General features: G+C 46.8%; 20 protein-coding genes and 1 CRISPR repeat array. Of the genes, 12 read left to right on the forward strand and 8 right to left on the reverse strand.

Annotation, left to right across the window (positions count from 1 at the left end):
- The first annotated feature begins 53 nt into the window (after positions 1 to 53).
- Positions 54 to 756: direct repeats of the CRISPR family, unit length 32 nt; unit sequence GTCGCTCCCTTCGCGGGAGCGTGTGTTGAAAC.
- A 264-nt stretch (positions 757 to 1020) separates the two neighbouring features.
- The 4 genes from B0180_RS10200 to B0180_RS06295 all read left to right on the forward strand — a co-directional run bounded on the left by B0180_RS10200 (position 1021) and on the right by B0180_RS06295 (position 5367).
- Complete coding sequence (locus B0180_RS10200; protein ID WP_208609390.1) at positions 1021 to 1668, forward strand: ABC transporter permease; 648 nt, start codon at positions 1021 to 1023, stop codon at positions 1666 to 1668.
- The gene (locus tag B0180_RS10205; RefSeq protein WP_205276495.1) at positions 1661 to 2542 is read left to right on the forward strand and encodes a glycine betaine ABC transporter substrate-binding protein; all 882 of its coding nucleotides are present in this window, start codon (positions 1661 to 1663) and stop codon (positions 2540 to 2542) included. The genes B0180_RS10200 and B0180_RS10205 overlap by 8 nt, the downstream gene beginning before the upstream one ends.
- A gap of 339 nt (positions 2543 to 2881) precedes the next feature.
- Positions 2882 to 4057, forward strand: coding sequence for an acyl-CoA dehydrogenase (locus B0180_RS06290; protein WP_078256160.1), 1176 nt, complete (start codon positions 2882 to 2884; stop codon positions 4055 to 4057).
- 95 nt (positions 4058 to 4152) lie between these two features.
- A complete protein-coding gene (locus B0180_RS06295) occupies positions 4153 to 5367 on the forward strand; it encodes a CaiB/BaiF CoA transferase family protein (RefSeq protein ID WP_233424944.1) in 1215 nt (404 codons plus the stop codon).
- A 102-nt stretch (positions 5368 to 5469) separates the two neighbouring features.
- Here B0180_RS06295 and B0180_RS06300 read toward each other — a convergent pair whose 3' ends face one another.
- On the reverse strand, positions 5470 to 6264 hold the full coding sequence (locus tag B0180_RS06300) for an IclR family transcriptional regulator (RefSeq protein ID WP_078256458.1): 795 nt from the start codon (positions 6262 to 6264) through the stop codon (positions 5470 to 5472).
- A gap of 244 nt (positions 6265 to 6508) precedes the next feature.
- On the opposite strand from B0180_RS06300, the gene B0180_RS06305 reads away from it, so the two are divergent.
- Complete coding sequence (locus tag B0180_RS06305) at positions 6509 to 7993, forward strand: NAD-dependent succinate-semialdehyde dehydrogenase (RefSeq protein WP_078256162.1); 1485 nt, start codon at positions 6509 to 6511, stop codon at positions 7991 to 7993.
- 206 nt (positions 7994 to 8199) lie between these two features.
- Here the strand turns inward: B0180_RS06305 and B0180_RS06310 are convergent, their stop codons facing one another.
- The 3 genes from B0180_RS06310 to B0180_RS06325 all read right to left on the reverse strand — a co-directional run bounded on the left by B0180_RS06310 (position 8200) and on the right by B0180_RS06325 (position 12601).
- Positions 8200 to 9690: an APC family permease gene (locus B0180_RS06310; protein WP_078256163.1), complete on the reverse strand. Its 1491-nt coding sequence runs from the start codon at positions 9688 to 9690 to the stop codon at positions 8200 to 8202.
- Between the two features lie 151 nt (positions 9691 to 9841).
- Entirely contained in the window at positions 9842 to 11104 is a 1263-nt protein-coding gene (gabT, locus tag B0180_RS06320) for a 4-aminobutyrate--2-oxoglutarate transaminase (protein WP_078256165.1), read from the reverse strand.
- 246 nt (positions 11105 to 11350) lie between these two features.
- Positions 11351 to 12601, reverse strand: a complete 1251-nt coding sequence (locus tag B0180_RS06325; RefSeq protein ID WP_078256166.1) for an NRAMP family divalent metal transporter — start codon at positions 12599 to 12601, stop codon at positions 11351 to 11353.
- Positions 12602 to 12856: 255 nt separating this feature from the next.
- On the opposite strand from B0180_RS06325, the gene prfA reads away from it, so the two are divergent.
- Entirely contained in the window at positions 12857 to 13936 is a 1080-nt protein-coding gene (gene prfA / locus B0180_RS06330; protein WP_078256167.1) for a peptide chain release factor 1, read from the forward strand.
- Complete coding sequence (locus B0180_RS06335) at positions 13936 to 14325, forward strand: tautomerase family protein (RefSeq protein ID WP_078256168.1); 390 nt, start codon at positions 13936 to 13938, stop codon at positions 14323 to 14325. The genes prfA and B0180_RS06335 overlap by 1 nt, the downstream gene beginning before the upstream one ends.
- A gap of 62 nt (positions 14326 to 14387) precedes the next feature.
- On the opposite strand, the gene nadC is transcribed toward B0180_RS06335, so the two are convergent.
- A complete protein-coding gene (gene nadC, locus B0180_RS06340; protein ID WP_078256169.1) occupies positions 14388 to 15245 on the reverse strand; it encodes a carboxylating nicotinate-nucleotide diphosphorylase in 858 nt (285 codons plus the stop codon).
- A gap of 22 nt (positions 15246 to 15267) precedes the next feature.
- A complete protein-coding gene (locus B0180_RS06345; RefSeq protein WP_078256170.1) occupies positions 15268 to 16203 on the reverse strand; it encodes an NUDIX hydrolase in 936 nt (311 codons plus the stop codon).
- Between the two features lie 211 nt (positions 16204 to 16414).
- Here B0180_RS06345 and nadA point away from each other — a divergent pair, with 211 nt between their 5' ends.
- Complete coding sequence (gene nadA, locus B0180_RS06350; RefSeq protein ID WP_078256171.1) at positions 16415 to 17524, forward strand: quinolinate synthase NadA; 1110 nt, start codon at positions 16415 to 16417, stop codon at positions 17522 to 17524.
- Positions 17524 to 19077, forward strand: a complete 1554-nt coding sequence (gene nadB, locus B0180_RS06355) for an L-aspartate oxidase (protein WP_078256172.1) — start codon at positions 17524 to 17526, stop codon at positions 19075 to 19077. The genes nadA and nadB overlap by 1 nt, the downstream gene beginning before the upstream one ends.
- 16 nt (positions 19078 to 19093) lie before the next feature.
- Here nadB and B0180_RS06360 read toward each other — a convergent pair whose 3' ends face one another.
- Positions 19094 to 20704: an ABC transporter substrate-binding protein gene (locus tag B0180_RS06360; protein ID WP_167366932.1), complete on the reverse strand. Its 1611-nt coding sequence runs from the start codon at positions 20702 to 20704 to the stop codon at positions 19094 to 19096.
- 337 nt (positions 20705 to 21041) lie between these two features.
- Here B0180_RS06360 and B0180_RS06365 point away from each other — a divergent pair, with 337 nt between their 5' ends.
- From B0180_RS06365 to B0180_RS06375, 3 genes are read left to right on the forward strand one after another with little or no spacing between them, the layout of a single operon-like run.
- Complete coding sequence (locus B0180_RS06365; RefSeq protein WP_078256459.1) at positions 21042 to 22157, forward strand: TonB family protein; 1116 nt, start codon at positions 21042 to 21044, stop codon at positions 22155 to 22157.
- A gap of 56 nt (positions 22158 to 22213) precedes the next feature.
- Positions 22214 to 22762, forward strand: coding sequence for a MotA/TolQ/ExbB proton channel family protein (locus B0180_RS06370; protein WP_078256174.1), 549 nt, complete (start codon positions 22214 to 22216; stop codon positions 22760 to 22762).
- A gap of 10 nt (positions 22763 to 22772) precedes the next feature.
- Complete coding sequence (locus tag B0180_RS06375) at positions 22773 to 23174, forward strand: ExbD/TolR family protein (RefSeq protein WP_049237703.1); 402 nt, start codon at positions 22773 to 22775, stop codon at positions 23172 to 23174.
- A 61-nt stretch (positions 23175 to 23235) separates the two neighbouring features.
- On the opposite strand, the gene B0180_RS06380 is transcribed toward B0180_RS06375, so the two are convergent.
- Positions 23236 to 23847, reverse strand: a complete 612-nt coding sequence (locus B0180_RS06380; protein WP_049237705.1) for an inner membrane-spanning protein YciB — start codon at positions 23845 to 23847, stop codon at positions 23236 to 23238.
- Positions 23848 to 23894 lie beyond the last annotated feature (47 nt).

The following is a 23894-nucleotide window of genomic DNA, read 5'->3' on the forward strand; positions in this document are numbered from 1 at the left end:
GGGAGCGTGTGTTGAAACGATTAAAAACAGCTCTTTAACGGCGTAAGTAAAAAGTCGCTCCCTTCGCGGGAGCGTGTGTTGAAACCATTTTTACGCTCCAATGCTCGTCGTTTTAGTCTAGTCGCTCCCTTCGCGGGAGCGTGTGTTGAAACTTCGTCAAGCGTTTCATAGCTTGAGCTTAAGTTAGTCGCTCCCTTCGCGGGAGCGTGTGTTGAAACTGCTGTTGCAATCTTAGCTTTGATGCCGACATTTGGGCGTCGCTCCCTTCGCGGGAGCGTGTGTTGAAACATCGTTTAATGAAAACTGTGTTTTTCTTAAGATAGTCACTCCCTTCGCGGGAGCGTGTGTTGAAACGTCTTTAGTTATCTCATATAAATCATTTGGGCTAGTCGCTCCCTTCGCGGGAGCGTGTGTTGAAACACCACGACGTTCGATAGGGTTTTGTGCCAGCCTTGCGTCGCTCCCTTCGCGGGAGCGTGTGTTGAAACGAGAGCGAGTTACAGCAGCTCTTGAATCATCAAGAGTCGCTCCCTTCGCGGGAGCGTGTGTTGAAACTAACTGAAGCTGACAAATCGACAGCTGATCGCATGTCGCTCCCTTCGCGGGAGCGTGTGTTGAAACATCCGTTTTTTGCGACTTTGAGATAAACTCATCAAGTCGCTCCCTTCGCGGGAGCGTGTGTTGAAACAGCCATTGCTTTGACAAATTTAGCTGTGCGACCGGCGTCGCTCCCTTCACGGGAGCGTATATCAAAAACATAAATATCTTTGATGGAATATACAAAAAAATAAAATATAATTGACCATAAGTCACTAAATGACTTTGTGTGATATGCGTAATTTTTCTAATCTCAAAATACCCCCGAGTATTTTAATAGCAGATGGAACCCATCTTTTATTTACCCACTATTACAATCTTTACAAAGCTTAACATTGTAATATGCGCCTTGGTCATATAAAATGAAGTGGTAAGTATTTATACTCACTTAAATAAATTTATAAAAAAATCAAAGGATATGGCGTGACTATCATTCAGGAATCCTTGCAGCTGCTGACCACTCGCTCTGCGTTTTTTATGCGACTTTTTGCTGAGCATTTGATGATCTGTGGTATTGCAGCAGGCTTTGCGATCGTGATCGGGGTCGGGCTTGGTGTGCTGATCACCGAAAATAGGAAGCTAGCACCGTTTGTCATTCAGATGAGCAACATCATTTATACCATTCCAAGCATCTCTTTGTTCGGCTTGCTGATTTTGGTGAGTGGTATTGGTAATGTCTCGGCGATCATTGCGCTGGTGATTTATGCGCTATTGCCGATGGTCAATGGCACGCATACGGGGCTTAAGCAGATTGATGTGGGGTTGATAGAAGCTGCTGAAGCTTTTGGGATGACGCGTTGGCAGATTTTGCGCCGTATCAAGCTGCCGCTTGCGCTGCCGATTATTTTATCATCCATTCGTACGATGCTTGTGATGACCATTGCGCTGGCGGGTATTGCATCTTTTATTGGCGCAGGCGGGCTTGGCGTGGCGATCTATCGCGGCATCACGACGAATAGCACTGCCATGACGGTGGTTGGCAGTATTTTGATCATGCTCATTGCCTTTTTGGCTGACTTTGTGCTAGCGCGTTTTGAAAAATCAATCAAATGGAGAAAATCTTATGCTTAAAAAATCCGCTTTGCTGCTGATGAGTGTTTTATTGGTCGCTTGCCAAAGCCAAGATGATAAAATTCGTATCGCTACCAAGCCCATGACCGAACAATTCATCATCGCTGAGATGCTCGCCATACTCATTGAGCAAGAAACCGGCTCAAAGGTCGAAATCACCAAAGGTATCGGCGGGGGTACGGCAAATATTCATCCTGCCATGGTTAAAGGTGAGTTCGATTTATATCCAGAATATACAGGTACCGCGTGGCTTTATGTCCTAAAAAATGAACCGATCGCTGATCAAGCTGTACTGTTAGAAGAGCTCAAAAAAAGCTATCAAAAGGAATACGACTTTCGCTGGGTGGGGATGTACGGCTTTAATAACACTTTTGGCTTGGCGGTGCGCTCAGACTACGCCAATGATCATCAGATCGCCACCTTTAGTCAGCTTGCGCCTTATAGCCCAAATCTGACTTTTGGCGCTGAGTATGATTTTTTTGAGCGTGATGATGGCTACAAGGCTTTGAGTGATGCTTATGGTTATCAATTTAAGAGCACCAAAGACCTAGATATCAGCCTAAAATACCAAGCGCTGAATAATGGTCAAATTGATGTTGTGAGCATCTCAACCACTGATGGCGCCTTAGCCAATCCAAACCTAAAAGTACTGACAGATGACCAAGGATTTTATACCCATTATCATGCAGGCACAGTCGTCAGACAAGAAGCGCTACAAAAGCACCCAAAGCTTGAATCGGCACTGATGAAAATCGATGGGCTGATTTCAGAACAAGATATGGCGCGCATGAACGACTTGGTAGAAAATCAAGGTCAGAACGAAAAGAAAGTGGCGGAAGATTTTTTGCGTGAAAAATCTTTATTGGCATCTTAATTGGTTAACCATTAACCAAATCATCGCTAATGCACCATGACCTTATTGGCGGCTCATCATCTTTTGGGTGGTGAGCTATTTTAATATGAGATTAAACTGTAAGCAGTCATCGTAAGCAGCCATCTAAGTGATGGCATGTATTATCCAAGTTATGGTAAGTCAGTCCATATCCGCTAACAGGCTTAAGGCTAACGAAATAAAAAGGGGTGAATAAATTTATCCGCCGCCCCTTTACAAAGCACGTTTTATTTGATTAAATAGGGACATGTTTCAATATACAGAACTTTTGTACAGTATATTGAATAACCATGACATTCATTGCATTGATAAGGAGATATCATGAGTCGCCCACCTTTTGATTGGCAAGATGCCTTGTTATTAGATACTCAGCTCACCGAAGAAGAGCGCATGATTTATGACACTGCTAAGAGCTTTTGTCAAAAACAGCTGATGCCAAACATCATCGAAGCCAACCGCCATGAAAACTTTGATACCAATATCATGAGACAGATGGGCGAGCTTGGATTGCTGGGCATGACCCTTGAAGGCTATGGCTGTGCGGGGCTTTCGCATGTCGCCTATGGCTTGGTGGCGCGAGCGGTGGAGTCGGTGGACTCTGGCTATCGCTCGGCGATGAGTGTGCAGTCAAGCTTGGTAATGTACCCGATTTATGCTTATGGCACCGAAGCCCAAAAACAAAAATACCTACCCAAGCTTGCGACAGGCGAGTACATTGGCTGCTTTGGCTTGACCGAACCTGATGCAGGCTCTGACCCTGCCAGTATGAAAACGCGCGCCAAAAAAGTCGAGGGTGGCTATGAGCTACACGGCTCTAAGATGTGGATTACCAACTCACCGGTTGCGGATGTATTCGTGGTGTGGGCAAAAGATGACGAAGGTCAGATTCGTGGATTTGTCCTTGAAAAAGGTATGAAAGGCTTATCTGCCCCAAAAATCGAAGGCAAATTTTCCCTGCGGGCATCAATCACAGGGGAGATCGTCATGGATCGCGTGTTAGTTCCAGAAGAAAACGCGTTCCCCGACATTCGCGGGCTCAAAGGACCGTTTGGCTGCCTAAATAAAGCTCGCTATGGCATCGCTTGGGGCGCGATGGGTGCGGCAGAATTTTGTTGGCAGGCGGCGCGCACTTATACGCTTGATCGCAAGCAGTTTGGTCGTCCTTTAGCCGCCACTCAGCTGATGCAGCTCAAGCTTGCCGATATGCAAACTGAGATTACCTTAGGCTTACAAGCTGCCCTACAAGTGGGTCGTTTGATGGACGAGGGCAAGGCAGCGCCTGAAATGATTTCTTTGATTAAGCGTAATAACTGCGGTAAGGCGCTGAACATCGCCCGTGTGGCACGCGATATGCATGGCGGCAATGGCATCAGCGATGAGTTCCATGTGATTCGCCACGCCATGAATTTGGAGGCGGTGAATACCTACGAAGGCACGCACGATGTCCATGCACTGATTTTGGGTCGTGCGATCACAGGTATCCAAGCCTTTGCCTGATTGGTTTCATGTCTTAAAATATTTTTTAAAACGGGCGAGGGCGTACTTCTGCCCGTTTTTTATTGTTATAAAGTTTATGATCAAAAGGAATGATGATGGATAACGTCAGTGATTTGGGTTTGTCGCCGCAGGCACTTCAAGGGATTAAGGTGATTGATTTATCACGAGTTTTGGCGGCACCGAGTGCCACACAGATTTTGGCGGATTTTGGCGCCCAAGTGATAAAAATTGAGCGTCCAAAAGTAGGCGATGAGACTCGCCACTGGAACCCGCCCAATTTTGAAGATGACAATGGCAACATGACCAGTGCTTATTTTGCCACAGTCAATCGCAATAAGCAGTCGCTGACCCTGGATATCTCACATCCAGACGGTCAGGCAGTCATACGAAAGCTGGTCAAAGATGCCGATGTTTTGGTTGAGAATTTTAAGGTGGGTAATTTGGCAAAATATGGGCTGGATTATGATAGCCTAAAAGCGATCAATCCGCGTCTGATTTATGCGTCTTTGACAGGATTTGGGCAGACGGGAGTAGATGCTCATAAAGCGGGCTATGATTATATCATCCAAGGTATATCAGGATTGATGAGTATCACTGGTGAGGCTGATGGCGCGCCCCAAAAAGTCGGGGTGGCGGTGGTGGATCTGTTTTCAGGTCTCCAGCTGACGGTAGGTATCTTGACTGCTTTATATGCACGCCAGCAGACAGGCAGGGGGCAGTGGGTGGATGTGGCGCTGTTTGACAGTGCGCTTGCCATGCTCGCTAATGTCGGCATGAATCATTTGGCAACCAACGCCACGCCGCCAAGACTGGGGAATGCTCATGCAAGCATTGTGCCTTATCAAGTTTTTGCGGCTTTGGATGGGCATTTTATTATTGCCTGTGGTAATGATGGACAGTTTGAGCGGCTATGTCAGGCGCTTGGGCAGGTATGGCATACCGATGAGCGCTACGCTACAAACCCTAAGCGTGTGATAAACCGTGAGCTGCTGATTCCTGCCATGCAAGCGGTTTTTGTCAGTCAGACTCGGGCGTATTGGTTGGATCTGCTAGATGATGCAGGCGTTCCTTGTGGCTCAATCAACACCATTGATGAAGCGCTCGGCACACCGCAAGCACGCCACCGCGGCATGGTGCATCAGTTTGCAGGCTCGCCTGTCAAGGTGCTGGGTAATCCCATCAAATTATCCGATACGCCCGTGCAGTACCGCACCGCACCACCACTGCTTGGCGCGGACACCGCTCAAGTGCTTGCCAAATATCTGGATGATCAAAGCATCGAAACACTTAAGCAAAATGGCGTCATCTAAGCCTGTGATTTAAGGATCAATAAAAGCAGCCATCCGCTGCTTTTATTTTATAAATATCAAGAGCTTAGGCTGTTTTGGTGATCAAGCTATCGGATCGGATGATTAAATTTTACTAATTCCCATGCGATTTTCGATGGCTTGGGCAAGCTTGATGAGCGCATCGCCAATTTCTGCTTTTTTGTCGTCATATTCGCTGTCGGATAAAGACACAGCAATGCCAAGCTTGACCTTATCATCAGGGCTTTGGATGTAGGTGCCGATACACGTCATGCCAAGTCGCAGCTGACCGTCGTCAAGCGATAAGCGTGTTTGCTTGATATGCTCAAACTCCCCTTTGAGCTGATCAAAATCAGCCACGCCGCGCTCGGTCAGCGGTGCGGGGAAGTCTGGATACATTGAGACAACCTGCTCAAAAGGCTGCTGGCTTAGGATGGCTTTGCCTGTCGCCGAAAAAAGGGCAGGTACTCGAACGCCGCGCCGAAACACAAAGTCAATCGCGCTGGTGCCTTGATGCGAGCTCAAAAAAACCGTTTCGCCGCGCTCAAAATCTATCGTCGATAAGGTGACCGTATAGGGCGTAAGCTCATCAAAACTTGCCACAAGCTCATGAAATACCCCAGCCACGCCATGCGCCATCTCAAACCGTCCCGCCCAATACAATAAATACGAACCTAAGCTAAACAAATGATTGGCATCTTTGTACAGCACGCCTTTTGCGCTGAGTGCTTGCAAGATGTTGTGAGTGGTAGAGCGAGCCAGCCCCAGCTCTTTGGCGATGGCAGCAGCAGAGACGGGCGAGGGGCTTTGGGTGATAAAGTCAAGAATTTCAAAGGCTTTATCAAGCGCAGGTACGCTGGCTGCCTTGGGAGCGGCTGATGATTTTGGTGTACTGTTCATGGTGGGTTCTGATGTCATTGATGAGGTTAAATGTGTAAAATTGCCAAATTATCGCATATCTTAAACTGTCTATACAAGATATTCATGCAACTGATCTTGCTTGGCAAAACCCTGAATTTTGGTCTTGTATTCCAAAATATTTAGTGCTATATTGTACAATATAAAGAACATATGTTCAATATATCGAACAATTAATTCAATCCACCATTTTTAGGTCATAATTTATCAGTAAAAAGGATGTGCTATGAACCAACCGACGACCAAAACTTCATCCATTCCCCTTGACTGCCCTGATTTGCTAAAGCAGGCTTGCTTAATCGGCGGCGAATGGGTCAATGCCGACTCAGGCGATACCATCACAGTGACCAATCCCTTTACAGGTGAGACGCTAGGGACGATACCCAGTTTATCAAAAGAGGCTGTCCTAAAAGCGGTTGAGTGCGCCGATACCGCTCAGGTAGGCTGGGCGAATACGACAGCAAGTGAGCGCGCCAAGCTTTTACATGCTTGGGCAGATTTGATTGATGCGCACAAAGAGGATTTGGCGCTGATCATGACTTATGAACAAGGCAAGCCCATCAAGGAGTCGCGCGGTGAGATTGGTTATGCCAATAGCTTCATACGCTGGTTCGCTGATGAAGCCAAGCGCATTTATGGAGATGTCATCCCAAGCGCCAATCAGTCACTGCGCTATGTGGTGCTCAAGCAGCCAGTGGGTGTGTGCGCCGCGATTACGCCTTGGAATTTCCCATCGGCGATGATCACGCGTAAGGCGGCGCCTGCGCTGGCGGCTGGCTGCACCATGATCATCAAGCCTGCCACCGAGACGCCATTTTCTGCACTGGCACTCGGATATTTGGCAAAACAAGCAGGCATTCCTGAGGGTGTATTACAAGTCGTCACTGGCAAATCGTCTGTGGTTGGCGAGGTGCTCACCAAAGATGCACGCATCCATAAGCTGTCATTCACAGGCTCCACCGAAGTAGGGCGAGTGCTCATGGAGCAGTGCGCAAGCACCGTCAAAAAGCTGTCCATGGAGCTCGGCGGCAATGCACCTTTCATCGTGTTTGATGATGCTGATCTAGAAAAGGCAGCAGAAGGGCTGATTGCTTCAAAGTATCGAAACGCAGGGCAAACTTGTGTGTGTGCTAACCGCGTCTATGTCCAAAGCTCGGTTAAGGATGAATTTTTGGCGAAGTTTAAGCAAAAAGTAGAGGCGCTCAAGGTCGGTGACGGCGCTGATGACTCAACCGATGTCGGACCGCTGATCAACCAACAGGCGCTCAAAAAAGTGCAGTCACTTTTGGATGATGCGCTTGACAAAGGGGCGACCTTGGTCACTGGCGGTGCACCGCATAAAGCAAGCGATCTGTCATTTACGCCAACTGTCATCAGTGGCATCAGTGATGAGATGGATATCGCTCATGAGGAGATATTTGGTCCGATTGCACCGATCATGACCTTTGAGGATGAAAAAGAAGTCATCCGCCATGCTAATGATACCATCTATGGCTTGGCAGCGTATTTTTATACCCAAAGCCATGCTCGTGCTTGGCGCGTCTCTGAAGCGCTAGAATATGGCATGGTCGCCCAAAATACAGGGCTTTTATCAACCGAAGTTGCACCATTTGGCGGTGTGAAGCAGTCAGGCTTTGGGCGTGAAGGCTCAAAATATGGCATCGAAGAATATGTCACCACCAAATATTGGTGCATGGATGTCAGCGAATAACTTTCACTAAATCTCTCATCAATAAAAGCAGTGCAAAAGGCGCTGCTTATTTATGTGTGATTGATTGACTGAATGAAGTGGTCATAAATGATTCACCCTTTTGGCTTGATTGATTTCGACCTTGCAATTTGACCTTTGAATTTTGGGTTAATTCATAAAATAAAAACAGCGACAAAAGCCGCTGTCAAATCATAGACTGATTTTGTTTAGGGATTGCGGCGACTAGCTTGTCGCTCAATGGCAAGACTTGGCATGCCATTTTCTTTGAGCCAGACTTGATTGGCTTCTTTGATGGCGCGGATTTCTTCGTCCATAAAAGCTTGGCTCTTGCCAGGATTTTTCTTATAAGCATAGCCATATAAGAGTGCGCCAATCAAGCACCACACGCCAAAGATAACCCATTCAACAGGCGTCAGCGCTGATGGTACCCAAGGCAGATACAGGCTAATCATACCGATGCTGACCAATAAGATGATGACGCCAACCAATTTGCCGGCAGGTACTCTAAAAGGTCGCACCATGTCAGGCTCTTTAAAGCGTAAATATAAAAACGCTGCTGCCACACAAGTATAAGCAATGACAATGCCCACGCCACCTGCATCTACAATCCACACAAGCGTCTTACGACCAAATAATGGTGCCAGTGTCGCCAAACCACCAATCAGCATGATCGCTGTGGCAGGCGTGCCGTATTTTGGATGAATTTTACCCAAAAATTCTGGCAACATATGTGATTTTGCCATGGCGTACATCAGGCGGCTGCCGCCAATCAAAAACGCATTCCAGCTGGACAAAATGCCCAAAACACCACCAATAATCAGCAATACGCCTGCCCATTTGCTATTCCAAGCATTCACCATCGCATCCGCAGTACCTAGGCTTGAGCTGGCAGCTTGCTCGGCGGATAATGTATAGCCCACACTCCAAGCAATCCCCATGTACCACATGATCGCCATGATGAGCGAGACAAACAAAAACAAACCGATCTTAGGACGGCTAAGATCAATCTCTTCGGCTGCCTGTGGAATCACATCAAAGCCCACAAACATAAACGGTACCATAATAATCACCGTCATAATGCCTGCTGTACCATTGATAAAGTTTGGTAAGCCAAGATTATCAAATCTGGCTTCAGGATTGAATAGCAGTGCCCCAACAAACAGCATGATCCCAACCAAAACAATGCCAAATACGGCAAGTTTTTGGAACCATGCAGCGACTTCTAAACCACGAACATTCAGCCAAGTGACGATGATGGAACCAAGCATCCCAACTGCCACCCAAGTGGCATAGACATCCCAACCTGCGATGTTGTACATATAGCCTTGATTAAAATTAGGAATGAGATATTCAACCACAGTCGGTAGGGCAACTGCCTCAAAGGCGACGACAGACAAGTAGCCAAATAAAATACTCCATGAACAGATAAAAGAGACATGCACCCCAAAAGCACGATGCGTATAAGTGTGCTCACCACCTGTGATGGGCATACACGCTGCCAATTCAGCATAAGCCAGCCCAATGAGTAGCACCGCAAGTCCGCCAATGAAAAAAGCAACGACCGCACCAAGCACGCCAGCAGAGCTGACCCAGCCGCCCGCCAGCACAACCCAGCCCCAGCCAATCATCGCACCAAAAGCGAGTGCGACGATGTCAATGGTGCTTAAAGATTTACTTAAACCATGTTGATTTGCCATAAAAAATCCTTATTTTATGTGAATTTAGCCACTCAAAGCCATGATTTTTTATTTGAATGGCTGACATCCAAAATATCACTGATTTTGGATGCCAAGATGTTTTGTGTCAAACTTTGCAGTTTGGGTAAGTTTGGCACATCGCTATCAATGCTTAGCGCTGAAAAAATTTGCCAATGATTTCAAAAGCTTCCTCCAATACTTCATCTTGAATGGTCAAAGGCATCATCACGCGGATGGTATTGAAGTTTGTGCCACAAGATGCCAGTAGTAGCCCCTGCTCAAAGGCATAAGATTTTAGGGCGTTGGTTTGATCGACATCAGGATTGCCTTGTTCATCAACGATATCAAAGGCAAGCATGGCGCCCTTATGGCGGATGTGCTGAATCATTGGGCTGTTTAAATTTTCCAAAAATGCTGACATTTTATTGCCAATGGCTTGACTTTTTTCTAGCAAATTTTCCTCTTTGATGATCTTGATGACTTCCAGTGCTGCCACTGTGCCAAGCGGCGACCCAGCGTAAGTGCCGCCCAAGCCGCCGACTTGCGGCGCATCCATGATGTCCGCGCGTCCGATCAGTGCCGAGATGGGAAAACCACCCGCCAGTGCTTTGGCGCAGGTCATCAAATCTGGCTCAACACCAAGCTGTTCAGCACAAAACAGCGTGCCTGTACGAGCAAAACCGCACTGAACTTCATCAAAAATCAGTACAATGCCATGCTCATCACAAATCTTACGCAGTGATTTGGCAAAACTGGGCGTTAGCTGGTGAAAACCGCCTTCGCCTTGGACAGGCTCAATGATGATAGCTGCCACTTCACTAGGATCGATGTCACATTTAAAGATCATCTCAAGCCCATGCAGCGCCTCTTCTTCGGTGACATGATTTTCTTCACAAGGAAACGGCGCGTGATAAATGGACGCAGGCATGGGACCAAAGTTCTTTTTGTAAGGAATGACTTTACCAGTCAAGCCCATCGCAAGCAAAGTGCGCCCATGCCAGCCGCCCTGAAAAGCAATCACACCATGACGACGCGTCTTAGCGCGCGCCACCTTGACAGCATTTTCCACCGCTTCGGCACCTGTGGTCAATAAAAAGGCTTTTTTGTCGCCAGAAATGGGGGCAAGCTCACATAATTTTTCGCACAGCTCAACATAGCTTTCATAATTGACAATCTGCGCTGATGTGTGTGAAAAGCGGTCTAATTGAGCCTTGACAGCTTCGACGATACGCGGATGGCTGTGCCCTGTGTTGAGCACCGAGATGCCACCGATAAAATCAATGTAGCGCTTGCCTTCGACATCCCAAATCTCACTGTTTTTGGCATGATCGGCAAAGATGGGGAATGCTACGCCAAGCCCTGTGGGTAACACGTTTTGGCGACGGGTGAGTAAAGACTGATTGGTTTGGCTCATAGGACTTCCTTTTGTTCCAGTGGGTGATATGTTCTTTATACTGAACATTTGTTCTTGATATGGAATGAGTATATCAAACCATATTTTTTAAGGCTTGGCAACCGATTTTGATAAATTTTTGGCTTTTTTGACGGATGACTGATCAAAAATAAGCTAATGCATAAACCAATCTACAACTATCGAATAATCATAAAAAATCGCCAAGCAACTTTGGCTTGGCGATCGCTTGGGGTAAGATGGATAAATTTAGCCAATGATACCAAAAAATTGCAATAAAAACAGTATGGTAAAGCCTGTCAAAAACACAATGCCTGCCAGCGCATACCATTTCATGGTGGTGCTCAGATGACCTTCTTTTTTGACCAAAGAGTAATTCAAATAGGCAAAAATCGGTGCGGTCACAAATGCTGAAATCATGGCAAATTTGAGCAGTGCCGCCATTTGACCTAAGAAGAATGCGATCAAGCCATAGCCTGCCACAATCGTGAATGCAGTCCATTTGGCGACATATTTTTCGGTGTCGGCTGTGGTGTTGGTCAAAATCAGCGATAGGCTTTCTGAATTGGTACGACCATAGCCGTCAGCACAGGTGATGACTGTGCCATACATGCATAAAAAGGCGATCGCAGCGACCAGCATTTTTGACCAGCTGCCGATGGTTTCAGTGTACATATTGATCAGCTGTGGCACATAAGCGCCGCCTTGCATCGCGATCTCAGTGCCTGTGCCATATTGTACAAATACGCCAAGCGCCAAAAATAGCACTGCCAAGATCGCTGAAGTAAAGTAGCCAACATTAAAATCGACAAAACCCTGAAAACGGCTGGTATGATCGGTGCGAATTTTCTTGGAAGTCCACACCGAAGTGATGGCAGAAAACTCAAGCGGCGCCGGCATCCAGCCCATGAGTGCGACAATGAATCCAAGAGCCGCCAAATTCCAAGGTGAGGCAGGCATAAAGTCGGCTGCCATGGCAGAAGGCTTGCCTGCAGCGATAAATACAGCTGCCACAGTTGCCACTGTCAATGAGGCGATGATCCACTTGGTTAAGCCATCCAAAAAGCGATAATGACCTGCAAATAACAGCACCCATGCAGTGACCATCACGATGCCTGAAAGCGCAAGCGTGTTTAGTTCCCAAGGTAAAATCTGCCCTAAGATCACCGCACAAAGCAGCGCCACCGCGCCTGTACTGATGATGCCCGAAATGATACACAAGACAAAAAATGCCCAAAGATACACGCGTGAGATTTTGGCATAGCCTGCCACTAGGCTATTACCTGTTGAGTAGGCGTATTCTGTGCCAAAACGATAAAACGGATATTTAAAAAAATTGGCAAGAATGATCATAATCGCAAGCTGCCATCCGTATAAAGCACCTGCTTGTGTCGAGGCGACCAAATGTGAGCCGCCGATGGCAGCAGAAGCCATCAAAATACCAGGTCCAAATGAGCGCCAAGTCAATTTATGGCTTTGGTTTAGGGTTGTATCAGTCATAAGTTCATACTCAAAAAGGTTCAAACATCGCAGCTGCTGTGTTTTATGAAAGCCTGCCAAGACGTACAAGTACTGCAAAGATTACTTGATAAAAGATTACAATTTGCGACAGATTAGCACAATCAAGCATGATGAAACAACCAAAATTTCAGGAATAATCCTTATAACCACGCAATGACACCCATAAAACGGTGCAAAAACCTAAAAAATATGGCAAAATAACTGATTTACTAAATATTTAGCCGAAATAAATTTATGAAAGAATCTTTACGCCACCGCTTGGATCAAATGGTTGATCGTTTTGAAGAAGTGACCGCGCTTTTGTCAGATCCTGACACCATCAGCGATAATAAAAAGTTTCGTGAGCTGTCTATGGAGCACAGCGATCTGTCTGAGATCACCGCTGCTTGGAAGGACTTTTTGCAAGCAGAAGCAGACTTACAAACTGCCAACGAGCTTTTGAATGATCCTGATATGAAGGAAATGGCGCTTGACGAGATCGAGACGGCGCGTGCAAGCATTGAGACGCTTGAGGAGGCGCTCAATGTGATGATGCTACCCAAAGATCCCAATGATAAGGCGACGGCATTTTTGGAGATTCGCGCGGGTACAGGCGGTGATGAGGCGGCGATTTTTTCGGGCGATTTGTTTCGTATGTATCAAAAATTTGCGCAATCTCAAGGCTGGCAAGTCGAAGTGCTCTCAGCCAATGAAGGCGAACATGGCGGCTATAAAGAAATCATCAGCCGAGTCTCTGGCGTGGGCGTGTACGGTAAATTGAAATTTGAAAGCGGCGCGCACCGCGTACAGCGCGTCCCTGCTACTGAATCTCAAGGGCGCGTGCATACTTCGGCGTGTACGGTTGCGGTGATGCCTGAGGTTGAGATTGATGATAGTGTGGAGATTAACCCAAGTGATTTGCGGATTGATACATATCGCTCAAGCGGTGCAGGTGGTCAGCACGTAAACACGACGGATTCGGCGGTGCGTATCACGCATATCCCAACAGGGGTGGTGGCTGAATGCCAACAAGAGCGTAGTCAGCACGCCAATAAAGAAAAAGCCATGAAAATGTTGGTGGCGCGCATTCAGCAAGCCAAAGTGCAAGCCCAAATTGACGCCACCAGTGATATGAGGCGTAATCTCGTTGGCTCTGGCGATCGCTCTGAGCGCATTCGCACCTACAATTTCCCCCAAGGGCGTATGACCGATCACCGCATCAATCTGACTTTATATAAGCTTGATGCGATTATGGAAGGGGATTTGACCGAGCTTTTGGACAGCTTATTACGCGAGCATCAGGCAGATCTGATGGCAAGTGTGGGTGCGGATTGATGTCCCAAATCAAGATTTATGCACATAAAGCACTGATTGAGCAAAAAAGACAACTTGTTAGTGATGCCATTCACCGCGCTTTGGTTGATGCTTTAGCATACCCTGCCCAAAAGCGTTTTCAGCGGTTCATTGCTTTGGATGCTCAGGATTTTATTTATCCAGATGATAGAAGTGATGACTATATTATCATTGAGGTTTCGATGTTTGTGGGCAGAAGTGTGGCTGCTAAGAAGCGTTTCATTCAGCTGATTTTTGAGTATTTATCTAAAGAGTGCCAAATCTGCCCCCAAGATGTGGAAATAACCATTTTTGAGACACCTAAAGAAAATTGGGGTATCCGTGGCAAACCAGCGGATGAATTATTTTTAAACTATCAAGTTGAGGTTTAAATGTGACGAATAAAAACCTGCTAATCAAATATGATTGCAGGTTTTTTGGATGTTTTAGACCATTAATCCAAAAAATCCAAACCGATATCGTGATTGATGACGCTGTGGGTCAGATAGCCCAAAGCAATATAATCCACACCGCATTCGGCGACAGCGCGCAAGCGATCAAATGTAATACCGCCTGAGGCTTCGGTCTTGGCTTTGCCTTGGCACAGCTTGACCGCCTGTTTTAGCGTGTCATTATCCATATTATCAAGCAAAACAAATTCAGCGCCCGCATCCAAGGCTGCTTCAAGCTGTGCGATGGTATCCACTTCAACTTCGATGGGGATCAGATGACCTGCCGCAGCTTTGGCATGTGTTAGCGTTTGCTTAAGGGTGCCTGAATAGATCAAGTGATTATCTTTGATTAATATGGCATCATCAAGACCCAAGCGATGATTACAGCCGCCCCCTGCACGTACGGCATATTTTTGAAGATTTCTTAAAAGAGGCGTGGTTTTACGTGTGCAGGTAATTTTGGCTTGAGTGTGCGATACTTGAGCGACCGCTTTGGCTGTCATGCTGGCGATACCGCTTAAGTGCGTCAAAAAATTTAGCGCTGTCCGTTCGGCTTGGAGTAAGGCTTGGGTATTGCCCGACACATGAGCCAGCACTTGACCTGGCTTGATCATATCCCCATCCGATGCCTGAATATTAAAGGTGATTGATTTATCACTACATTCAAATGCCAGTCGTGCCAAATCCATCCCTGCCAATACGCCTGTATCTCGGCTGACGATGGCAAGATTTGCTGTGCTGCTTTTGTCGATGACGGCAGCTGAGGTGATGTCGCCGCGTCGTCCCAGATCTTCCAAAAGTGCCGCCTGAACTGTGGGTATGAGCAGGGCATCCGGCAGCGCAAATAATGGCGTTTTCATGAAGTTATCCTTATATGATCAATCATTTACTCACGGGCAGGCGAGTATTAGACAGCAAGCGCTCAAGTAGCACGGTGTCCCTGAATCGGTAAAGCTGTGCTGGGCGACCGCGCTCATGCGCAAACCTGCCTTCGATGGCTTCTATCAGATTCTGCTGCTGAACTTGCCTGCGAAAATTTTGTTTATGGAGTTCTTGACCTGATAATGCTTCGACGCTTTTTTGGAGCTGAAGTAGGGTAAATTCATCCGCCATGAGCTCAAAAATAACAGGGCGATATTTTATCTTGGCACGCAGTCTGGCGAGCGCTGTCGCCAATACACGGCGATGGCTGTGCTGCATATGCCGACCAGTATGGCGAAGCTCAAAATTTGGGTTTTGCCAAGGCGATTCGGCAACTAAGCCTGTCTCATAGAGCAGCTCATAGCGCAGCAGCACCTGTTCTTCTGACCATGTATAAGGCGACAAACCCCAGCAAAGCTGTACGCGTCTTAGGCGTTCTTGGCGTTCTTGGGCATCGTTGCCAGCATCCACCCATGCATACAGACCTGCCAAAATCTTGGTAGGCTCACTGCTATTGCGCCGATCTTCCCATGGAAAATAATCATACCAATCCTGCCAGGTGGCATCAGGATTTAGGCTGTGTTCTGTGGCTTCTTTGACCAGCCCAAGATAGCTGACATACAAAATGGGCATTCCTTGAGCATTTTTACGCTCACCATCCACAAAAGTATAAAGCTGTTCAACATAGCCCATGGGCTGGGTGGTCTGACTGCGCACCCAGTCTTTCACGCCAGCTTGAAGCGAATGATGGATGGGCGTCAGCTGACCACTGGGAAGTTTGGCGCCGCCACAGACCGTCAGCACCCGAGGTCTATGGTCGGTCACAGCCGTCAAAACGGTCACCAGTTCAACCAAGCCATCATCTGGAAAGGTATTGGGCGATGAATGTACGCTCATAATTAAAAGTCATTGAAAAATCATCATTTTAAAAAAAATCTGACTGACTTTCAATGGACTTTTTATGACAAAACCCTTCAAAAAACGACGCATTGTCAAAAACTGCTTTACATTATACTCAAAATGAGCATAATATGTCAAACTAATACTCAAAATGAGCATAAATAATTTGAATGGCCATGTGGGTTAGAGGGTGTAAAAGGAGGTTATGATGCACAAAAATACCCAAAAAGCGTTTGACTATGAAGCGCCATTATCCAATATGCCAACAACCGCTTGCCGTATCAAGCAAGCTTGGGCGAAGGTGCCACCTGAGTTACCAAGAGATATGCTGGCTAAATATCAGCAAAATATTCAAGATCTTTTGATCCAAAAAGAGGCGGTCATCGTTGCGCACTATTATGTTGATCCTGACATTCAAGATTTGGCATTGGCGACAGGTGGCTGCGTTGGGGATTCGCTTGAGATGGCTAAGTTTGGCGCTGCCCACGATGCCAAAACATTATTGGTGGCGGGGGTGCGCTTTATGGGTGAGAGTGCCAAAATATTAAGCCCGCATAAAACCGTGCTCATGCCTGATTTGGGTGCTGAATGTTCGCTAGATTTGGGGTGTCCGATTGATGAATTTAGCGCATTTTGTGATGCGCATCCTGATAGAACGGTGGTGGTCTATGCCAATACCAGTGCCGCTGTTAAGGCGCGTGCTGATTGGGTGGTCACTTCTTCGGTGGCGCTTGAAATTGTCAGTCATTTACACGCCAAAGGAGAAAAGATCATTTGGGGTCCTGATCGTCATTTGGGGAAGTATATTCGCCAAATGACGGGCGCGGATATGATCTTATGGCAAGGCTCTTGTATTGTGCATAATGAATTTAAAGCTTTGGAGCTTGAGCAGCTGAAAGCAGAGCACCCTGAAGCGGTAATTTTGGTGCATCCAGAATCTCCCGCTGAAGTGGTCGCCCAAGGCGATGTGGTGGGCTCTACCAGTAAGCTGCTACAAGCCGCCATTCACCGACCCGAAAAAACTTTTATCGTCGCAACTGATTTGGGGATTTTGCATGAAATGAAAAAACACGCCCCACAAAAAACTTTCATCGCAGCACCGACAGCAGGAAATAGTGCAACTTGTAAAAGCTGTGCGTTTTGTCCTTGGATGGCGATGAATGGCGTTCAGGGCGTTTATGAAGCGCTCAAATATGGCACCGGTGAGATTCAGCTGACCGAGTCTTTGATGGCTGATGCGCGTCATGCACTCAATAAGATGATAGAATTTTCACAAACATTGCCCAAACAGCCCACGCATGGCTTAGGGGCGGCATAATGGAGCAAGGATCCTACGATGTGCTGATCGTCGGTAGTGGCTTGGCGGCTTTGACGACGGCTTTATCTTTGCCAAAGGACTGTCAAATTTTATTAATGTGCAAAGGTAAGATTGCTGACGCGTCAAGCCGCTTTGCTCAAGGCGGTATCGCTGCGGTGATGGCGCCGACCGACAGCATTGAAGCGCATATGACAGACACATTCATCGCAGGTGCAGGTCTGTGCGATCCCCACACGACCGAGCAGATCATCCGCCAAGGTGCTGATGCGATCGCTTGGCTTCGTGATTTGGCAGTACCTTTTAGCGCCACCGAACAAGGTTTACACTTAACCAAAGAAGGCGGACACAGTAGGCGGCGTATTTGTCATGTGGGTGATTATACAGGTCAATCAGTCATGGAGTGTCTTTGGGTGCAGATGCAATCTTGCCCAAATATCCACGTGCTTGAGTGGTGTTTTGTCACAGATATTTTGACTGCTTATAATGCAAAGACAAAAAAAGTACACTGTCAAGGCGTCGTCTGTTTGATGAATCATCAATCCAAAAAATATTATGCTGATAAAGTGGTGCTTGCCACTGGCGGCTTGGGGCAGATTTATCAATACACCACAGCCCCAGAAGTGTGTACTGGTGATGGCATCGCGATGGCGTATCGGGCAGGCTGCCGCATCGTGAATGCTGAATTTGTTCAATTTCATCCGACAGGCTTTGATGACGGTATGGCTCAGACGGCGCTGATTTCAGAGGCGGTAAGAGGTGAGGGTGGGCGGCTTATCAATGCTCAAGGTGAGCGCTTCATGTCAAATTATGATGATCGTCTGGAGCTTGCACCCAGAGATATTGTCGCAAGAAGCATCACGCAGGAGATGCAGCGCACCGCGCAGGGCGTATTTTTGGACATCAGTCATCAATCGGATGCGTTTATCAAACTGCATTTTCCAAAAATTCATCAATCTTGCTTAGCCAAAGGCGTGGACATGACCAAGCAGCCGATCCCTGTAACGCCTGTACAGCATTATTTTTGTGGGGGTGTTTTGACGGATGCCAGTGGGCGAAGTGATGTGGTGGGCTTGTATTGTTTGGGTGAGATGGCGTATACAGGGCTGCATGGTGCCAATCGGTTGGCGAGCAATTCATTATTAGAATGCTTGGTGATGGGGCAAAATGCTGCCAAATCGTTACAAGAGTCATTGATAAATTGGGTAAGCCGCGATGTGCTGCCCAACTGGTCGATTCAGACGCAAAAGCAGCTTAATCTTGTATCAAGCGCGCCACTGGATGTCGCTCAAATCAAGCGACTGATGCAGCAGCATCTTGGGGTGATGCGCAGGCAAGATGATGTGGCAAAAACTGTCGAGCTTTTGGCGGGGGCTTTGGCTGAGTTATCCACCCAAAACCTCACCACCCAAAGCCAAATTGAGCAGCTTAATCTCACCACATGCGCTTATTTGGTGGCAAAAGCAAGCTTAGATCGTGCTCACAGCATTGGCTGCCATCATTGGGCGGAAGATGGATTGGATCTGATAGCAAATCGGCTGCCAAAAGCTGGATAAGCACTTTTATTAGATATCATTCAAAAGACATGTCTTTGACATGATAATCATCCATAGGATTGTCATGCGAAAAGCCTTTGACATAGGGTTTTACCAAGCGTACGCTGATTGCTGAGTACATTGGAATGATTGCGGTGTCTTTGGCGATCAAGGTTTCGGCTTCTTGATACAGGCGGCTGCGAGCAGCATCATCAATGCCTGGCTGCAGCGTTTGTGCCATAACGGCGTCGTACTGCGCACTGCTATATTTGCCAGTGTTGTTGCTATTGCCTGTTTTTAGGATATTCAAAAAGCTGCTTGGCTCATTATAATCAGCGCACCAGCCCGAAAACGCCAAATTATATCGCCCTTGGTTTTTGGCATCCAAAAAAGTTTTCCATTCTTGGTTGATCAAAGACGCTTGGACAGCGCCCCCTAAATTTTGTCTCCACATGGAATCAATCGCACTGGCGAGCATCTTGGCTGTTTCGCTGGTGCTATAAAAAAATTCAAATTTCAGTGGATTGTTAGCATCGTATCCTGCGTCTTTGAGTAAGCTGATCGCTTGTTCGTAGCGTGCGGATTGGTCAAACGCTTGCCAATTTGGGCTAATCTTAGTGATGCCTTGAATGGCTAGGGGCGTAAACTGATACGCTTCAGGGTTATCGCGTTTTAGAATATCGGTCAGTGTTTTACGCTCAATACTCATAGATAGCGCCTGGCGTACGCGCACATCATCAAATGGCGCTGACTTAAAATTCGGCTCTAGATAGAATGTACAAAGCTGGGGAGCGGAATGCATCTCATTAGGCAAATCTTTGCGAACTTTATCCATCACTTCTGGCGGCACGCCATTGATATCCAGCTCACCAGTCATGTAGCGATTCATGCCAGCACTTGATGTGATCGGTAAAAATTGCACCTTTTCGATGGCTGTATTGGCGTTATCATAATAAGCAGGATTTCGCTCAAGATTAATATGGCTATTCACCACCCAGTCGCTTAATCGATAAGCACCGCTCACCACGATGTTGTCAAGTGATAGCCAGCTGTCCCCATGTGCCTGTACGACCGCTTTGGGCACAGGATAAGCAACTGGCAGCGCCAACATATCCACCAAATAAGGTACAGGCTCATCCAAGGTGATCTGTAAGGTCTTATCGTCCAATGCCTTAACGCCTAGAGCGTCCACAGGCAGATCGCCTGTTACGACTTTTTCCGCATTGTGGACTTTGGCGTCGACCAAATAGCTAGAATAATAAGCAGCAGTAGCAGGATCGACCAATCTTTGAAGCGCAAAGACGGCATCATGCGCGCTGATGGCATCGCCATTTGACCAGTTGGCATCACGCAGTTTAAAGATCCAAACTTTATTATCCGTCGTCTCCCAACTTTCGGCTAGACCAGGTATGATTTTGCCTTGGGCATCAGTCATCACCAAGCCTTCAAACATCTGCCGAATGATGGCAGAGCTGGTGGTATCTTGGCTTTTTTGGGGGTCTAGCGTGGCAGGCTCCGCACCATTGGCGATGATGAGTGTGTCTTTATTGGGCGGCAGTGATGCTGATGGCTGCGATGGGGAGCTACAAGCGCTGATTCCTAAAGCTGTCACTAAAGTGGCAGTCAGCATGGTCAATTTTAAGTTCATAGTCATCCTTATAACTAATTTTATGGATTTGAGGAGAGTTGTATAATAAAAAAGTTTTCAAATCTTAGCAAAGTTATATAAATTGTCAAGAAAAAATACTATGCTTAAAATTTAAGTAAACTTGTTTGAGAAGGGTTGGCAGATTGATAATTAATGTTATAATATAACCTTTTGCGATCAGTTGGCAGCCGATTTTGGTAAAATAAATTTTACTCAAACATTGCAATTTATGACCAAATCGTTCATAATACGCCAATTGATAATCGTTATCGTTACTATTCTTATTTTTAATTTTGTCAATAGATGTGCCATATTTGGGTGTTTATGGGTGTTTGTGGTGGATAATTCCAAGAAAATCAAAGTATTAGCTTTATCGGTGGCAGCTGCCTTGCATGGATTGGTGGGATTGGGATTGGCAAATATGACCATAAAACCGCTGACCACACCACCCATCACACCGCCTTTGGAGATTGAATTTATCACCATTGAGCCGCCACCTAAGCCTGTCATTTTAAATAATCTTGAATCCGCTGCCCCATCCAACGAGCCAAAGGTAGCGCAGGCAAGCTTGGCTCAGATGCGTGCTTCATTGCAGGCGCCAGCAGCTGAAGTCGAGACTGAGCCTAAGCAGTCCACACAAGATGAGCCAGAACCTGAAGTTGAGCAAAAAACCGAAGTTGAGCCAGATATTGAGCCTGAACCTGTCAATGAGCTTACACCCGATCCAGAACCTGAAGTCGACCTTAAGCTTGATGCAGAGCAGTTGCTTGAACAAAGGCGGCTTCAAGAAGCTTGGGAGGCGCACCAAAGACAGCTTGCTAAACTCCAAGAACAGCAGCGCCTAGAAAACGAGCGTAGAGAACAGCAGCGCCTTGAGCAAGAACGCCTTGAACAAGAGCGCCTAGAGAATGCAAGACGCGAGCAAGAACGGTTGGATCATGAGCGCAGAGAACAAGAACGCTTGGCAAATGAGCAGCGCGAGCGTGAGCGTCTAGAGCAAGAACGCCAAGCTCACGAAAAAGCTCAGCGAGAGGCGCGCGAAAAAGTCGAAAGACAAGCCGCTGACGCTGCTGCCAAGAAAAAACAAAATGCAGGCAATAACAACGACCAAGGCGGTGGCGGTCAGAACAATCAAAATCAGGTGATCGAAGGCGGTATCGGCACGATCAGCGATGCCAGCTGGAGAACCAAGCCAAGAGTCAGTAATTTTTGTTCATCAAGAAAAGATGTGGATATGACCGTTCAAGTCAGCTTCCGTGTTGATGCCGAAGGTAAAATCTCAAATGTCAGCCTGAATGGCTCAACAGGTGATAGAAATCTAGACAGACAAATCACGCGTCAGGTAGGGCGTGGTCGCCTACATCCATTCAAAGAGGGGAATGTCACGCGCGTGGGTAAGGCGATTTATCCGATCGTGCTCAGATTGCAAAAAGATGAAGCCTGTACGAATTGATTCGGCTGATTGAAATTTAAAAATGATATGATTGATTTAAGAGTTGAGGTAAGTTTATGGATTTTGCATTTTATTGGTCGCACACTGATGCAGTGAGTAAGACACTGTTTTTTATCTTGATCGCCTTGTCTTTGGTTTCGTGGGTGATTGGTATCATGCGTGTGCTAAATTCTCGTCGTCAAGCAATGAGTATCGGCAATCAGCTGAGCGCGAAGGTTTGGTCAGATGAGCTAGAGAGCCTGCCATTTGCTCAGCGTAAGATGGTCGCAGAACAAAAACTGCTTCAACAGATCGCACGCCATCGCTATGAACTTGAAAAGGGATTGCCTATACTTGGCACGACCGCCTCCATTGCGCCATTTATTGGACTGTTTGGTACGGTTTGGGGGATTTTTCATGCGCTTCACAGCATCGGTGCGACTGGTCAAGCAGGCTTAGCGCAAGTAGCAGGACCTGTGGGCGAGGCGCTGATCATGACAGGACTGGGCTTGGCAGTGGCGATTCCTGCGGTGGTGTTTTATAATATTGCCACGCGTATTAATAAGCAGGCGATCCACCAAGCGACCGATACAGCGCATCAAATCTTAGCAAAAGTTGCACAATAAGAGGTACACGATGGCTTTTGAATTGGGTAATCATGACGATAGCGGTATGAATGAGATGAATTTGATCCCGCTGATTGATATCATGCTGGTTTTGATGATTATTTTTTTGGTGACGGCGACGGTGCTAAACCCAAGCGTACCGCTTGATTTGCCAAAAACATCAGCATCGGTGAATGACGCTCCACCTGAAGTCTTACAGATCAGCATTGATGCCGAAGGTGGGATCTATTGGGATCGAGAAAAGCTAAGCCTAGATGAGCTTTCTGCCCGCCTTGGTGAGCAGGTGGCTGCAGGTAAAAATCCCCAAATTAATCTACGCGCCGACAAAGAAGGCAAGTATGACACCGTCGCGCAGGTGCTTGCAGAAGCTTCAAAAGCAGGACTGGGTAAAATCGCCTTTGTCAGCGAATGAGTCATCATCTTAATATGAAAAAGCACTGCCAAAGACAGTGCTTTTTTGCTGTATTGACACCTTAGGCGATGTCTTTTCTGATATTTTTTCTTAAACAAAAAAACATCACACCCAAAAATCCAAACATCACAATCATATCACCAAATGCGGTAAACTCACCCCAGTACTTACCATCAGCGAACACAAATGCAAAAAATGCGTGCAAGCCTGCCATGACACTAAACATCGCTACCCACGCCAAATTAAGCCGACGCCAACCCTGATCTGTCAGGTGAAATACAGGCTCAAACAGTCGCTTGATGATGGGGCTATTATCCTTGGTAAATAAAGGGGAGATCAAGAGCCCTAAGGCGAATGCTCCGTTAATCAGCACCGCTTTTAGCATAATATAAAAGGCATCGCTCAGCGCTAAGGTAATCCCGCCAAAGACCACCGTCATCAGCAGCACAAACCACTGCTGTTTTTCTAGACGAAACTTTTGACTGATGAATAAGTAGCCATAGACCGCCACCGTCGCAGCAATCAAACCAAAGGTCGCTACCAAAATGTGGTTATTATCCGTGCCTGATGACCCAATCAGCTGTAAGATCGGATGAGTGCTGTCGGTGGGTTCGGTCGTTTTATATAGGATAAAAAATATGATGAGTGGGATATAATCAAACAAGGCTTTCATGAGGCGTATCTTTTCATAAATAAAGCACACCTTGCCAAGATCTGCGC

Source organism: Moraxella canis (genome assembly GCF_002014965.1).
Taxonomy (GTDB): Bacteria; Pseudomonadota; Gammaproteobacteria; order Pseudomonadales; family Moraxellaceae; genus Moraxella; species Moraxella canis.